Below are 13,939 nucleotides of genomic sequence, written 5' to 3'. Positions count from 1 at the left end.
GCATGAACACACTGCCTTCCGACAGCGGGCGCGTCTTCGATGCGCCGTCGACCAACTGGGTCTATCGCGTCCTGCCGCGCGCGCTCTGGCCCTATGCGCAGCTTGCGCGGTGGGACAGGCCGATCGGCTGGCAGCTCCTGATGTGGCCATGCTTCTGGTCGGCGGCGCTCGCCGCCAACACGGCCGCCCTCGAGGGAACGGCGTCCGTCGGTCGCCTCTGCATCCATCTCGCGCTGTTTTTCGTCGGTGCGGTCGCCATGCGCGGTGCCGGCTGTACCTATAACGACATCGTCGACGAGACGATCGACAGGGCCGTCGCCCGCACCCGCTCGCGCCCGCTGCCCTCCGGCCGGGTGTCGCGCCGCGATGCAAAGCTCTTCATGGCGCTGCAGGGGCTGGTGGGGCTTGTCGTCTTGCTGCAGTTCAATCTGTTTACGATCGTTCTCGGCTTTCTCTCGCTCGGCTTCGTCGCCATCTACCCCTTTGCCAAGCGCTTTACCGATTGGCCGCAATTCTTCCTCGGCATGGCCTTCTCTTGGGGTGCGGTCATGGGGTGGGCGGCGGAGTTCGGCCGTCTGTCGGCGGCCCCCGTCCTTCTCTATATCGCTGCCATCGCCTGGACGGTTGGCTACGATACGATCTATGCCTATCAGGATCGGGAGGATGACGAACTCGTGGGCGTCCGCTCGACGGCGCGGCGCTTCGGCGAACGTCCGAAGCCCTGGCTCGTGGCGCTTTACGGCCTGACCCTCGTCCTTTTGGTACTGTCCTTCGCGCTCGCCGGCGCCGGCGCGCTCGCCTATCTCGCGCTCGCCGCCGCCGCCGTCCTGCTGTTCTACCAGATCCTCGTGCTCGACATCCACGATGCCGGGCAATGCATGATCCTGTTCCGCTTCAACGGCGCGGTCGGGCTGATCATCTTCGCAGGTCTGGCCTCGGCCTTCCTGCTGCGATGGATTCTCTCTCCTTAAGCCGGATCAAGCCGCCGGCCAGTCGTTGGCCGGATCCGGAATGACCTGGTCTTCGCCGTCGTCGCTGTCGACGCGATTCTGGTCGGCTTCCTTCAGGAGGTTTTCGCGCTCCGCCTCGGTCTTCGGCGTCGTCGCTGCGGTCTCGGATGATGTCGTGTCGCGTGTCATGGGCCTGTCCTCGTTGGCGTTCCCGAGCAATGGGTCTCGAGCAATCGATCTCGGGCAACAGGTCGCGGCCCGGATTGTTCCGACAAGGGCCTCGGGGCTCTCCACAAACAAAAAGCCGGCCGCAGGGAACGGCCGACTTTTTGCACTGGAGGAGAGAACGGTATGGAGCCGGGCGATCAGCGCCGCGCGATGATTTCGGATCCGTCGATCTTCATGACCACGCCGAGGCTGCCGGTCGTGCGGCGCATCAGGAAACGCGGACGGCGCTTGGCATGGAGCGAATGGCGGCGGCGCGGGACGATCGCATGGGTCTTCACCTCGCCGAGATGATTGTCGAGCGGCCGGGCGACCCCGTCGGCTTCCACCATCAGCATGGGAATGCGATAGGCTTCCGACCAGGCGCGCCAGTCGGCCGCGATGTCGGAGAGATCGTGGGCGACGAGCAGCGGGACGCAGAGTTCCGGATCGTCATGATGCAGTTCCAGCGTCACCGTCACTTCGCCGTCGCCATGGTCGATGGCGCGGGCGGCGACGCCCTTGAAGGCCCGCGCCGGCAGCGCGATGGAAAGCGGCAGGCCGCTCGACGGGAGAACCTTGCGCATGACGGCGCCGCGTTCGTCGAGGCTGATCGTCACATTGCTCCGTGTGCCCGGCAGTGCATAGCTTGCATGTTGCGGGAAACGCTTCGGATCGAGCCGCAGTGCAGTGTCGACCCAAGCGGGTTGAGAAACGGTTTTCAGCATGGTCTTTTCGCCCTTGTTTCACCTGTGAGAGCCGGTTTCCGGTCTTTTCTCATCGAGACGTTTTCGTCTTCTATGATGCCAACATAGGCGCCGGCTGTTTGAGAGCGCTTAAAATTCGCGGTTAAAAAACTTTGCATTCCCCGATGGTTAGCAAAAGTCGAGCCTTTACGGTTTAAAAGACGTCAACGTCTGTCCGTGCATTTTCGACAATAAAAGCCTCGCGCAAGCAGCCGCCGGCATGGTGGAGCGACATGGCCGCAGCCTGCCGCCGCGCGCTTTCCGCGCGCGCGAAGCCTGCGGGTTGGGCAAGCGACAGGGCGGCAGATGTCATCGACCTATCTCGACTACAATCTCATTGTTCGCGACATGAAGGAGAGCATCAACCGCGTCTCCCAGCAGAAGGTCGTCGAGCGCGACACCCAGTACTACAAGGACAATATCGGCAAGGTCACGACGGTCGACGCCTTCCTCAGCGACTACCGGCTATACGCATACGCCATGAAGGCGCATGGCCTCGAGGACATGACCTATGCCAAGGCCTTCATGAAGAAGGTGCTGGAAAGCGACCTCAATGACGACAAGAGCTACGCCAACCAGCTGACCGACGATCGCTACCGCAATTTCGCGATGGCCTTCAGCTTCGACAAGTCCGCCACCGTGGCGCAGACCAGCGCGCAGGAAGACGCGGTGATCGGCCTCTACAACGCCAACATCGCCAACGCCGACAGCGCGATGAATGTCGAGGTGAACTATTTCAATGCAATGACGATGGACGGCAACGTCAAGACGGTCGACCAGTTTCTCCAGAACGACCGCCTGCGCGACTATGCCTTCCCGCTGTTCGGCCTCAATCCGGACAGTTACGACTTTGCAAGCGTGCGTCAGGCGCTGACAAGCGACGTCAACGATCCCGCAAGCTACATCAACACGCTGCAAGAGACCGCAAGCGCCAGCCTGTCGGGCCGGGGGGCCGAGATCCAGGACACGATCGCGAAATACGATGCGCGTTCCAACGCCGCCGCGCAGATCGCGACCCTGACGAACAGCCTCTCCCAGCCGGGCGCGGACCAGACGGCCATTCAGGCGAAGATCGCCGAGCAGGAGGCCATCTTCAACGCGCTCGATGCGCAGCTTCCGCCGATGTCCCAGACCGCCACCAATGTTTCGCTGCTCTCCAACGAGTATGCACAGCTGGAATATGCGGGCGCGCTCGCCACCAATCTCAAAGCGATGGCAACGGCCTTCAAGTTCAATCCCGATGGGACGGCGCCGGCCTCGGGGCCGCTGGTGGGCGACAGCGACAAGGCATCGATGCGCGAGCTCTATTTCGCCTCCGCGCCGCGGCTGACCGGAGCCGGGGCCGTGATCAACAAGGATTACTTCGAGGCGCACGTCAACGATTTCGCCACCGCGACCGACCTTCTGGCCGACAGCCGCATGCGCGCCTTCATCATCACCGCCTACGGCATTCCGCGCGCGACCGCCTCCACGGTGCTGAAGGCCATCATCACGAGCGATCTCGACGATCCCACGAGCTATGCCAATACGACCGGTGCCGAATACAATGCCGCCTACAAGCAACTGGCGGCGGGCTTCAACTTCAAGCCGGACGGAACGCTGAACGCTGGCGAAAAGCCGCAGACCGACGCGCAGAAGGAGGCGGCCTCGGCCAACTACATGAACCGTTACAACGACGTGGCGGATGCGGCCGACGAAAAACTGATCTCGTCCTACAAGGCCGTGATCGGCAAGGTCGACAAGGTCGACACCCTGCTTGCCAATCCGCAGGCCCTGCAGCTTGCGCTCTCGGCCTTCGGCGTCGAAAACGAGGGCAAGACCGTGCGCGAGCTGCGCCTGATCCTGACCAGCGACGTGAACGATCCGAAGAGCTACGTGAACACGCTGAAGGACGACCGCTACGTCAAGCTGACCAATGCCTTCAACTTCAAGACCGACGGCAAGATCGGCGCGCCGAAGCTGGCCCAGTCGCAGTCCGAAATCCTGCAGATCTCCAAGGCCTATGTGGTGGCCAAGAGCCAGTTCGGCACGGCGAAGGACAAGACGGACGCGACGGCCGAGGCGAAATACTACGCGTCCGAGATGGAGAAGGTCGGCACGCTCGACGATCTCCTGGGCAACAAGCGCATGACGGATTTCATTCTGGTCGCCACCGGCATCGATCCGAAGACCGTGCCGAAGGACTATCTGAAGAAGGTCTTCACGTCGGATCTTGCCGACCCGAAGAGCCTGATCAACACCGAGGCCGACCCGCGCTACCGCGCGCTGGTCGCCTCCTTCAACTTCGACAAGACCGGCAAGACGGTGCGTCCGCAGGACAACCAGATCCAGACCCGCCGCGGCCTTTTGGAAACGCAGGACCTCTACCTCAACCAGACGCTGGAGCAGCAGACGGGCGAGGACAACGAAGGCGTCCGCCTTGCGCTCTATTTCCGCCGCATGGCGTCCGGCATCGGCTCCGTCTACGACATCCTGGCCGATACGCCGCTGATGCAGGTGGTGCGCACGACCTTCAGCATCCCGGAAGAGATGAGCAGCGCCGACGTCGATGTTCAGGCCGACTACATCAAGCGCGTCCTCGACGTGAAGGACCTCCACGATCCGGAGAAGCTCGAAAAGCTCATGAAGCGGTTTACCGCGCTCTATGACCTGCAGAACGACACGAACACGTCCCCGGCGCTTGCGATCTTCAATTCGTCGGCCGGCAGCGGCGGCATCAGCGGCGACTCGCTCTTTGCCATCGCGCAGTTGCGCAGGGGCGGCTGACCAGCGGCCTGACGGCTATGCGGAAGTCTCGCCCACGGCCATTGTTCAGGGCCTGTTGTTCAGGGCCCGTTGCTTGAGGACCTGTCGCTTCAGGGCCTGATCTGCAGCACCTTGCCGGGATTCATGATGCCGGCGGGGTCGAAGGCATGCTTGATCCGCTGCATCAGCTCGATCTCGATGCCGTGCCGCACCTCCGCCAGTTCGTCGCGTTTCAGCTGGCCGATGCCATGCTCGGCGGAAATCGAACCGGAATGCGAAAGCACGATGCCGTGCACGATGGCGTTCATCTCCCGCCAGCGATCGAGAAAGGCCTGCTTGTCCGCGCCCACGGGCTGCGAGATGTTGTAGTGGATATTGCCGTCGCCCATATGGCCGAAGGAACAGATCCGCGCGCCGGGCACGGCCGCCATCACCGCGGCGTCGGCCTCTGCCATGAAGGCGGGAATGCTGGCGATGGGCACCGACACGTCGTGCTTGATCGAGCCGCCTTCGGGCCGCTGGGCGAGCGACAGGCTTTCGCGCATGTACCAGAGCGCCTTGCGCTGCGCCTCGCTGGAAGCGACGACGGCGTCGTCCGCCAGACCGTCCTCGATCGCCCCCGAGAGGAGCGTTTCCATCGTCCGCTGCGCGCTCTCCGCGCTGTCGGAACTCGAGATGTCGATCAGCACGTACCAGGGATGAACCGTCGCCATCGGATCCGTCACGCCGGGAATGTTGCGCATCGAAAACGTGATGCCGATGCGCGGCATCAGCTCGAACCCGGTCAGCGTCTGGCCGCAGAGTGTGGACGCCCGCTCGAACAGCGCAAGGGCGTCCTCGACGGTGCGCAGCCCGACCAGGGCCACCTCGTGCCCGAGCGGTTTGGGAAACAGCCGCAGCACCGCCCCGGTGATGACGCCGAGCGTGCCCTCGGCCCCGATGAAGAGGTCACGCAGGTCGTAGCCGGTATTGTCCTTCTTCAGCCGCCGCAGCCCGTCCCAGATCTCGCCGGTCGGCAGCACCACCTCCAGCCCGAGGCAGAGCTGGCGCATGTTGCCATAGGCCAGGACGGCCGTTCCCCCGGCATTGGTCGAAAGGTTGCCGCCGATCCGGCAGGAGCCTTCCGAGCCGAGCGACAGCGGGAACAGCCGGCCCACCCCGTCGGCCGCCGCCTGGATATCGGCCAGAATGCAGCCCGCATCCGCCACGATGACATTGCCGACGGGATCGACGTCGCGGATGCGGTTCATCCGTTCGAGCGACAGGAGCATGTCGGCGGCGCCCGTGCGCGGGATCTGCCCTGCGACATGGCCGGTATTGCCGGCCTGCGGCACGATCGCGACGCCGGTTTCGCTGGCGAGCTTCAGGATCGCCGAGACCTCCGCAACGCTGCCGGGCTTCAGCACGGCCGGCGTCGTCCCGCGATAGAGCCCGCGCGTCTCGACGAGATAGCGGTCCTCGACATCGGCCCCCACCTCGGCATGGCCGCCGGCGAGAGCGACGAAGCGCTGGATGAGGTCGGGCGATGGAACGGCGTTCGGCATGGCGGCACTTTCAAAGATGGGGTTGCGTCTCAGCGGGGTGCTGCCGCCCGTTCCAGCCGGTCGCGAATGGCCTCGCCCAGGCCCTCTGTGGGCATGGGGGAAAAGGCGATTGTCCGGGCGCCGGTGGCGTCTGCCTGCTTCATATAGGAAAAGAGACGGGCCGCTGCCTCCCTGAGGCTGCCCGACGGGCTGAGGTCGAGCACGATGGCGGCCTTGTCTTCACCGGGAAGCGCCGTACCGCCGAAACGGATCAGGGCTTCGCCCGGACGCACGTCGGTCGCATCCAGCCGCACGGCCGCGTCGGGGGCATAATGCGAGGCGAGCATGCCCGGGGCTTCGACCGCGGCACCGGCCGTGTCCGGGCGCAGCAGCGGCTGCCCGGCGACGGCCTCGATCTCTCCGGCCTCCAGCCCGCCCGGCCGCAGCAGGCGCAACCGGCCGGCCTCCACCTTGACGATGGTCGATTCGAGCCCGATGCCCGCCGGTCCGGCGTCGAGGATGAGGTCGATGGCCGCGCCGAGATCGTCGGCCACATGCGCGGCCGTCGTCGGGCTGATACGCCCGGACGTATTGGCGCTCGGTGCGGCCAGCGGCTGTCCGAAGGCTGCGATGACCTCGCGCGCAAAGCCCGCCGGCATGCGCAGGCCCAGCGTATCGAGCCCGGCCGTTGCCAGCGCATGCACCGCACTGCCAGGCGCCCGCGTAACGACCAGTGTCAAGGGCCCCGGCCAGAAGGCCTCCGCAAGGCGCAGCGAGACGGGATCGAACGCCCCATGACGCTCGGCCATCGCCATGTCGCTGACGTGGGAAATCAGGGGGTTGAAGCGCGGACGGCCTTTGACCTCGTAGATCGAGGCGATCGCATCGCCCCGGGTGGCGTCGGCCGCAAGCCCGTAGACGGTTTCGGTCGGCAGGGCGATCGGCCGGCCGGCGCAAAGCACCGCGATCGCGCGTTCCAGCGCCCGTTCCCGGTCCCGTGTCGTCTCGATGATGTCTGCCATGCCGCTTCGCGCTTCCGTCCGATCAGACGGCAGTCTTAAACCATGTCGCGCGGGACTGTGCAGCAGTTTTTGCGCGACCGGCCGGCGAAAGGGCTCAGAGTGCGCGGATGATCGCCCGCAGGGCGTCGTTGCGGGCTCCCAGCATCAGCACGTTCTTCAGGGCCGTCTTCGGGTCCTGGGTGCGAAAGAGAAGGCCGCCATCGCGGACGGTCCGGTTGATCACGAGCTTGCCCTGCTCGCGATCGAGATCGGTTGCGACGGCGAAGTACATGCGCGAATAGCCACGGCGCACGTCATCGAAGAAATGGTCGTCCTTGCCGATCTCGCAGAAGAAGTTGGCCATGTAGAAGGACCATCGGACCTCGTCGTACTCCGCGAACTTGGAGCGCGCCGCCGTCACGTGGCAGTAGCCGAGATGCGGGCTGCCATCGAGCGTGCGGTGAAAGATCATCTTGGGAAAGCGAATGGACGCATGGAAGCCGTTGATGCGGTCATAGGCCAGCGTGCCGGCGGCCTCCAGCCTGCGTCCGGTGCGTTCCGCCACCTGCTGATGTGTCAGGTAGCGCTTGGCCGTGCGCGCGTCCGTCGTCCCGCGGTTGATGCGTCCGGTGCGGAGATAGTCGGTATAGATGCCGCCGCGGTTTTCCGGGGGCGGCTTTATCGCATCATCGAAGTAGCGCAGGTTGGCCATGGTCTGGTCCAGCATCGGTGATCTTCCTTTTCACCGCTTCTACGGTTCCGCCATGGCGCGAGGCTTGCGTGATCGGCCGGTGAGAAGCGCGAAGCGCCCGGCGGCCGAGGGCCAAGCGCCCGGCGGCTGAGGGCCAAGCGCCGTTTCTTGGCGATGTCGCAAACAGGCTTGCGGCTGCAGGCCTTCGCCCTTCGGACACGGGGCCCTCGGAAGGGTGCCTTCGCATCGTCCCGGAGGTGTTAAAGGATTGGCGAGTTGTTAAAGGATCGGCTTGAAGATGCCGAAAAATGGCGCCGGCGGGGCGTGTCGTCATTCTCAAATCGCGTGTCGCTTCTTGGCCTCTGAAATCGCGCGACGCGGCGTTAGATAGAGATGCTCAAGGCGCTGGTTCACAAGGATCCGGACAAATTGGGAAGCCGGTCGAAACCCGGCGCTGCGCCCGCAACGGTGGTGGAGCACAGGCCGGCAGATCCTGCGGAGGGCGCACCTTCCGCGGTCGGCATGGCCAAGGCTCCTGAGCCCGGACACCTGTCTTGCGCCGATGTGACTGCGTGTGATGTGGAATGTCTGGTGTGGCGGGGATCCGGGAATGCAGGCGCGATCGCCTTGTGTCCGGACCGGCCCTGAATACGGCCCCGCAGCGGGGTCCGTCGTTTAAAGGAACGGGAAGATGGATTTTCGCAGCGAAGTGCTCCGCACGCTCCGGAACCGGCGCGAGACCCACAGCCTCGAGCAGGCGTTCTACACGGATCCCGATCTCTACCGGCTGGATCTGGAAGAGATCTGGTACAAGGACTGGCTGTTCATCGGCCATGACTGCGAGATCCCCAAGGCCGGCAATTATTTCACGGTGCAGGTCGGCGATTATCCCGTGGTCGTCACCCGCGACCGGCAGGGCGCGATCCATGCGCTCCACAATGCCTGCCGCCACCGCGGCTCGCGCGTCTGCACCCAGGCCAAGGGCGCTTCGGCCAAGCTTGTCTGTCCCTATCACCAGTGGACCTACGAGCTGGACGGCAAGCTGATGTTCGCCCGCCAGATGGGCGAGGATTTCGACAAGTCCGCCCATGGGCTGAAGCCGGTCGCCTGCGAAAGCATCGGCGGTTACATCTTCATCAGCCTGGCGGCCGAGCCGATGGACTTTCAGCCCGTGCGCGACATGGTCGCCGCATACCTCACGCCGCACAATCTGAAGGACACGAAGGTCGCCTTCGAGAGCACCATCGTGGAGAAGGGCAACTGGAAGCTCGTCTGGGAAAACAACCGCGAGTGCTATCACTGCGCCAGCAACCACCCGGAACTCTGCCGGACCTATCCCGAAGCCCCGTCGGCGACCGGCGTGCAGGGCGCCAAGGACGATCCGGTGATCTCCGAGCACTGGAGCCGCTGCGAGGCCGCCGGCCTGCCGAGCGAGTTTCGCATCGATCCGACCGGCCAGTTCCGCGTCGCCCGCATGCCGTTGATCCAGGATGCCGAAAGCTACACCATGTCCGGTGCCCGCGCCGTCAAGCGCCGCCTGTCCGACACGGTCACCCAGAGCCATATCGGGACGCTGCTCCTGTTCCATTATCCGAGCACCTGGAACCACGTGCTGGCCGATCATGCCATCACCTTCCGCGTGCTGCCGCTCGGCCCCGAACTGACCCAGGTCACCACCAAGTGGCTGGTGCACAAGGATGCGGTCGAGGGCGTCGATTACACGCTCGACGAACTGACGCATGTCTGGACCGAGACGAACGACCAGGACCGGCGCATCGTCGAGGAAAACGCCTTCGGCATCCGCTCGCCGGCCTATGAGCCCGGTCCCTATTCGCCCGAACACGAAGGCGGCGTCATGCAGTTCGTCGAGTGGTACACGCAGTTCATGCAGAACCGCCTGACCGGCGTTCACGCGCCGCTCGTGCGCGTGGCCTGACATGAGCGACGGCATGGTTCAGGGAACGGGGATCGTCTCGCCGTTCCGTCATTTCGACGAACTCCAGCCCTGGAACGACCGGCAGCACCTGCTGCACTGCATGTCGGTGACGCTTGAGGCCCCCGACGTCATGACCTTCGTGTTCAAGTCGGATCGCGACGGCTGGTTCCGATATCTGCCGGGCCAGTTCGTCACGCTCGAGATTCCGGTCACGCCGGATGATCCGGTGATGCGGACCTACACGCTGTCCTCGACGCCGTCGCGCCCGTTCTCCGTGGCCGTCACGGTCAAGGCCCAGGCGTCATCCATCGGCACGCGCTGGATGTTCGACAATCTGCGTCCCGGCATGACGCTGCGGGCGTTCGGTCCGCTCGGCGATTTCTCCTTCGTGCGCTATCCCGGCGAGAAATACCTGTTCGTGTCGGCCGGCTCCGGCATCACGCCGATGATGTCGATGACGCGCTGGTTTTCCGATTGCGCGCCGCAGACCGACGTGGCCTTCGTCTCCTGCGCCCGCCGCCCCGATGATCTTCTCTTCCGGCGCGAGCTGGAGACCATGGCCGCCGGCATGCCGAACCTGTCGCTCGGCTTCGTCGTGGAAGGCCACGAGCCCCGCCATGGCTGGCATGGCCTGCGCGGTCGCATCGATGCCGCCAAGGTGGCGCTGCTCGCGCCCGACTTCCTGACGCGCACGGTGTTCTGCTGCGGGCCCGAGCCGTTCATGCGCGGCGTGCGCGACATGTTGCAGGCCGCAGGCTTCGACATGGCGCGCTATCACGAGGAAAGCTTTCAGCCCGCCGCGGCGCCGAATGTCGACGAGCTTGCGGTCCGCGCCGGGGCAGGCGAGGGGACCGGCGAGATCGGCGGCGACCAGCCGATCGTCGCGCCCACGGTGACCTTCACCATGGCCGGCAAGGAAGCCAAATGCGTGCCCGGCCAGACCGTGCTCCAGACCGCCCGTGCCGCCGGCGTGCGCATCGGCGCCGCCTGCGAGGGCGGGCTCTGCGGCACCTGCCGCGTCATGAAGATTTCCGGCGAGGTCGAGATGAACCACAATGGCGGCATTCTCGACGAGGAAGTCGAGGAGGGCTACATCCTCGCCTGCTGCTCCCGCCCGCTGACGGACGTGCAGATCGAGGCGTGAACCGCCGATCCGGGCCTGCGGGCAGCCGATTCATTGAACCGGTCGGGCAACCGGCCGGGCAATAGACCGCTGACGGTGTTGGCGAGGACAAGCCAGCCAGAACCGGCCACGCTCGGAAGCGCTATCGCGAAGCGATGCGCGCGCCGCGCGCCGCGATCGCGGAGGTCGTCATCGTGTCCACGCCGAGGGCGGCCTGCGTGCCGATGCAGACGGGACGTGCGCCGTTGGCGGCAACCAGCGTCACGACAGGCGGATCGAGGACGGGAATGGCGGGATCCGGCTGCGCCGGCAGGGGCTTCTCCGGCAACAGGTCGCCCTTGGCCCATTCCGCCTTCAGCCGTTCCGCATTCATCGGCGCGACATTGACGTCGATGTCCGGCAGGGTTCCTTCCACGCGATAGGGACAGCGGCGCTTGTTGCAGTTGGCGCCGGAGGAGAACTGCCAGAGCGCGTAGTTGTCCCAGTTGCCCATGGGAAACACATCGCGGATGCCGGGCTTGTAGCGGGCATACCAGAGCGGCAGACGCGAAAGGATCGGGTACTGCGCGCGATTGTCGGCGATGTGGCGCGCCGTCGTATGGTTGGTGTAGAGCATCGGATAGCGCCCGGTGCGGGTCTTGATGTGCCGTGCGAAGATCTCTCCGTCCTCGAGCGACATGAAGTTTTCCGGATCGATGCCCTCGATGTCGAGCACCATCAGCTCGTCGGCGGCGGGTTCGGCATAGTCGAGAAAATGGTTGGCCTGCTCGATCGGATTGCCCGGTCGGGCCAGATGATAGGCGCCCCAGAGAAGGCCGCTCGCCCGCGCCACCATGCGACGGGTCTGGTAGAGTTCGCGGCTCACCGCATATTTCCGCCACATCGTCTTGCAGTGCGCGACGCTGTCGCCCTTGTGATCGCCTGTGCAGGAAAAACTTTCCGGCAAGCCGTCGGACGCCTTGGACACGAAACCGGCGATCCGCTTGTCCTTCAGCATGTCCTGCCAGTCGATGATGTTGAGTTCGTAGGCGTCGATGACGAGCGCCGGCTCCGGCGTCTTCCACGGCTCCAGATCGACCGCAAGCGCCGATTGCGGAAGAAAGAGGCTGCCGAACGCGAGCGCGAGGCCGGCCATGAAGGTGACGACGGGCCCGGCATGGGACGGCTGAAGCGCGCCGGCAAGGGGTTTGGCGGTGATCGGCATGGACGCAATGCTGCGCCTACATGGTTAACGGGCCGTTAACCGCGCCCAACGCCCTGCCGCTTCCCCAGTGCTTCCCCAGTGCTTCCCCAGTGCTTGCGTGGTGCTTCCGTGGCGCCGGCGCGGAACCAAGAGCGGCGCCGGCCGTTAACAGGCCAGCGGATACCGTGGCCCGCCCGGTCGTTCGATAAAACCATCAAGGAGGAAACAATGGGTCTCTTCAACGCCAAGCTCCTGTCGGCCGCCGGCCTTTCCGCAGCGCTTTTCATCACCTCGTTCGTGCCCGTTCAGGCCATGGTGCCGATCCCGGTCCAGAAGCCCGTGCAGACGGCCAATGCCGCAGAGCCGGTGCAGTATCGCAACCGTGATCGCGACGACTGGCGCCGCCGTGGCTTCCACCGCCGGAACAACGCCTATTATTACAACGGCCATCGCGGCTACCGCGAACGTCGCCGTGGCTACCGCGAGTACAACGGCGTCTGGTTCCCGCTGGCAGCCTTCGCGACAGGCGCTATCATCGGTGGTGCCGTGGCGAACGATCGCCCCGCCCGCGTCGGCGGCAGCCACGTTGCCTGGTGCCAGAACCGCTACCGTTCGTATCGCGCCTACGACAACACCTATCAGCCCAACAGTGGTCCGCGCCGCCAGTGCAATTCGCCCTATTGATCTGGTCGCCCAATTGATCAGCCGGATCTCGATCCGAGCAGCGGAAAGGCACCGGTTGACCGGTGCCTTTTTCATGTTGCGCAGGCGACCGCTTAGAGAATGCCGATCCGCTTGAGGATCGTCCAGGCGAACGCCATGGACATGATGATGAAGACGCCGGCAAACAGCGTGCCGTGAACCCCGCCGGCCAGCGGCAGATCGCTGGTGTTCATGCCGAAGAAGCCGGTCACGAGCGTCGGCGGCAGCAGGAAGGCCGTCATCAGCGAGAGAATGTAGAGGTGGCGATTGGTCTCCGACGAGAGCTTGCTGTCGATCTCCTCGTGCAGCAGCCGGGCGCGTTCCTGAAGCGCGAAGACATCGCGATCCACCGTCTCCAGCCTGTCGGTCAGGCGTTCGGCAACGTCGATGAAGCCCGTCGGCACCTCGTCGTCGTCGGAGGCCGCCGCGCGGCGCAGGAGTGCGAGCAGCGTGCGCAGATGGCGGTGCAGCCGCACGGCGGTGCGGCGCAGAGGGGCCAGTCGCGGTTGGTCGTTGTGCCCCGCCTCGCCATAGACCTCGTCCTCGATGACGTTCAGTTCCTCGGTCAACTCGAGAACGAGGCCGATCAGCGTCCGCTGGAATTCGATGACCATCATCTCGAACAGGTCGATCGGGCGCAGGCAGCGTGGGTTCTTCTCGATGGCCGCCTTGACGCGGTCGATGCTGCGCAGCGGGTGCAGCCGCGTGGTCACGATCACCCTGTCCGTCACCGCGAAGTGCAGCCAGCCGATCGTCTTCGTCATCTGGTCGAAGGTGCGCTCAAAATCCACCAGCGTGCCATGCACCATCGCTTCGTCGGTGGTGATTGCGGCCTGCGTGTCATGGCTCGACAGGGTTGCCACGGCATCCGGCGGCAGGTCGCAGATCTTTGCGATAAGCGCCGGCGTGCGCGCGTCGCTGAGGGCAAGGTGCAGCCAGAGCCAGCCGTCGCCGTCCGTCAACGCCGCAAGGGGCGCATCGGCGGAAATGCGCTCGCCCCGGCTTTGCCCCGGGCGGAAGCGATAGGCCCAGACGAGGCCGGGGATTTCAGGCGATACGAGGTTCATGACAGAGTATCCGGCAGCCGGAACCGTGCTGTATCGCGCTTCTGTGACAGTTTTGTTGCACGGGACCA

At 64.9% G+C, this 13,939-nt stretch carries 12 protein-coding genes and 1 riboswitch; of the genes, 5 read left to right on the top strand and 7 right to left on the bottom strand.

Going from position 1 to position 13,939, the window contains the following annotated elements:
- Positions 1-2 precede the first annotated feature (2 nt).
- Positions 3-971, top strand: a complete 969-nt coding sequence (gene ubiA / locus ASG03_RS02530) for a 4-hydroxybenzoate octaprenyltransferase (protein ID WP_062691973.1) — start codon at positions 3-5, stop codon at positions 969-971.
- Positions 972-977: 6 nt separating this feature from the next.
- On the opposite strand, the gene ASG03_RS21285 is transcribed toward ubiA, so the two are convergent.
- Entirely contained in the window at positions 978-1,139 is a 162-nt protein-coding gene (locus ASG03_RS21285; RefSeq protein WP_156379832.1) for a hypothetical protein, read from the bottom strand.
- 176 nt (positions 1,140-1,315) lie between these two features.
- Complete coding sequence (locus ASG03_RS02525) at positions 1,316-1,882, bottom strand: DUF6101 family protein (RefSeq protein ID WP_062469572.1); 567 nt, start codon at positions 1,880-1,882, stop codon at positions 1,316-1,318.
- A gap of 324 nt (positions 1,883-2,206) precedes the next feature.
- On the opposite strand from ASG03_RS02525, the gene ASG03_RS02520 reads away from it, so the two are divergent.
- On the top strand, positions 2,207-4,666 hold the full coding sequence (locus tag ASG03_RS02520) for a DUF1217 domain-containing protein (protein WP_062691972.1): 2,460 nt from the start codon (positions 2,207-2,209) through the stop codon (positions 4,664-4,666).
- Between the two features lie 89 nt (positions 4,667-4,755).
- On the opposite strand, the gene ASG03_RS02515 is transcribed toward ASG03_RS02520, so the two are convergent.
- The 3 genes from ASG03_RS02515 to ASG03_RS02505 form a co-directional block, all read right to left on the bottom strand.
- Entirely contained in the window at positions 4,756-6,189 is a 1,434-nt protein-coding gene (locus ASG03_RS02515) for an FAD-binding oxidoreductase (protein WP_062691971.1), read from the bottom strand.
- A gap of 29 nt (positions 6,190-6,218) precedes the next feature.
- Positions 6,219-7,190 (bottom strand): L-threonylcarbamoyladenylate synthase, encoded by a 972-nt coding sequence (locus ASG03_RS02510; RefSeq protein WP_062691970.1) that lies wholly within the window; start codon positions 7,188-7,190, stop codon positions 6,219-6,221.
- A 94-nt stretch (positions 7,191-7,284) separates the two neighbouring features.
- Positions 7,285-7,881, bottom strand: a complete 597-nt coding sequence (locus ASG03_RS02505) for a DUF6656 family protein (protein WP_062693010.1) — start codon at positions 7,879-7,881, stop codon at positions 7,285-7,287.
- A gap of 362 nt (positions 7,882-8,243) precedes the next feature.
- Positions 8,244-8,431: riboswitch (cobalamin riboswitch) on the top strand.
- Positions 8,432-8,551: 120 nt separating this feature from the next.
- Between ASG03_RS02505 and ASG03_RS02500 the strand changes: the two genes are divergently transcribed.
- Positions 8,552-9,796 carry an aromatic ring-hydroxylating oxygenase subunit alpha gene (locus ASG03_RS02500; RefSeq protein ID WP_062469560.1) on the top strand — a complete coding sequence of 415 codons (1,245 nt, stop codon included), beginning with the start codon at positions 8,552-8,554 and terminating at the stop codon, positions 9,794-9,796.
- Position 9,797: 1 nt separating this feature from the next.
- On the top strand, positions 9,798-10,940 hold the full coding sequence (locus ASG03_RS02495; protein WP_244475135.1) for a hybrid-cluster NAD(P)-dependent oxidoreductase: 1,143 nt from the start codon (positions 9,798-9,800) through the stop codon (positions 10,938-10,940).
- Positions 10,941-11,061: 121 nt separating this feature from the next.
- Here the strand turns inward: ASG03_RS02495 and ASG03_RS02490 are convergent, their stop codons facing one another.
- Positions 11,062-12,054 (bottom strand): glycoside hydrolase family 25 protein, encoded by a 993-nt coding sequence (locus ASG03_RS02490; protein ID WP_062472117.1) that lies wholly within the window; start codon positions 12,052-12,054, stop codon positions 11,062-11,064.
- 276 nt (positions 12,055-12,330) lie between these two features.
- On the opposite strand from ASG03_RS02490, the gene ASG03_RS02485 reads away from it, so the two are divergent.
- Positions 12,331-12,786: a BA14K family protein gene (locus ASG03_RS02485; protein ID WP_062469557.1), complete on the top strand. Its 456-nt coding sequence runs from the start codon at positions 12,331-12,333 to the stop codon at positions 12,784-12,786.
- A 92-nt stretch (positions 12,787-12,878) separates the two neighbouring features.
- On the opposite strand, the gene ASG03_RS02480 is transcribed toward ASG03_RS02485, so the two are convergent.
- Positions 12,879-13,871: a transporter gene (locus tag ASG03_RS02480; RefSeq protein WP_062469556.1), complete on the bottom strand. Its 993-nt coding sequence runs from the start codon at positions 13,869-13,871 to the stop codon at positions 12,879-12,881.
- Positions 13,872-13,939: the final 68 nt, after the last annotated feature.

Origin of the sequence: Rhizobium sp. Leaf341 (assembly GCF_001424325.1) — a bacterium.
GTDB lineage: Bacteria > Pseudomonadota > Alphaproteobacteria > Rhizobiales > Rhizobiaceae > Ferranicluibacter.
Note: the sequence above shows the minus strand (reverse complement) of the source record. Positions and strands in the feature narration are given on the sequence as shown.

Excerpts from the sequence above, each read along its gene's own strand:
- ubiA (WP_062691973.1), top strand. The coding sequence starts at position 3 with ATGAACACACTGCCTTCCGACAGCGGGCGCGTCTTCGATGCGCCGTCG.
- ASG03_RS21285 (WP_156379832.1), bottom strand. The coding sequence starts at position 1,139 with ATGACACGCGACACGACATCATCCGAGACCGCAGCGACGACGCCGAAG.
- ASG03_RS02525 (WP_062469572.1), bottom strand. The coding sequence starts at position 1,882 with ATGCTGAAAACCGTTTCTCAACCCGCTTGGGTCGACACTGCACTGCGG.
- ASG03_RS02520 (WP_062691972.1), top strand. The coding sequence starts at position 2,207 with ATGTCATCGACCTATCTCGACTACAATCTCATTGTTCGCGACATGAAG.
- ASG03_RS02515 (WP_062691971.1), bottom strand. The coding sequence starts at position 6,189 with ATGCCGAACGCCGTTCCATCGCCCGACCTCATCCAGCGCTTCGTCGCT.
- ASG03_RS02510 (WP_062691970.1), bottom strand. The coding sequence starts at position 7,190 with ATGGCAGACATCATCGAGACGACACGGGACCGGGAACGGGCGCTGGAA.
- ASG03_RS02505 (WP_062693010.1), bottom strand. The coding sequence starts at position 7,881 with ATGGCCAACCTGCGCTACTTCGATGATGCGATAAAGCCGCCCCCGGAA.
- ASG03_RS02500 (WP_062469560.1), top strand. The coding sequence starts at position 8,552 with ATGGATTTTCGCAGCGAAGTGCTCCGCACGCTCCGGAACCGGCGCGAG.
- ASG03_RS02495 (WP_244475135.1), top strand. The coding sequence starts at position 9,798 with ATGAGCGACGGCATGGTTCAGGGAACGGGGATCGTCTCGCCGTTCCGT.
- ASG03_RS02490 (WP_062472117.1), bottom strand. The coding sequence starts at position 12,054 with ATGGCCGGCCTCGCGCTCGCGTTCGGCAGCCTCTTTCTTCCGCAATCG.
- ASG03_RS02485 (WP_062469557.1), top strand. The coding sequence starts at position 12,331 with ATGGGTCTCTTCAACGCCAAGCTCCTGTCGGCCGCCGGCCTTTCCGCA.
- ASG03_RS02480 (WP_062469556.1), bottom strand. The coding sequence starts at position 13,871 with ATGAACCTCGTATCGCCTGAAATCCCCGGCCTCGTCTGGGCCTATCGC.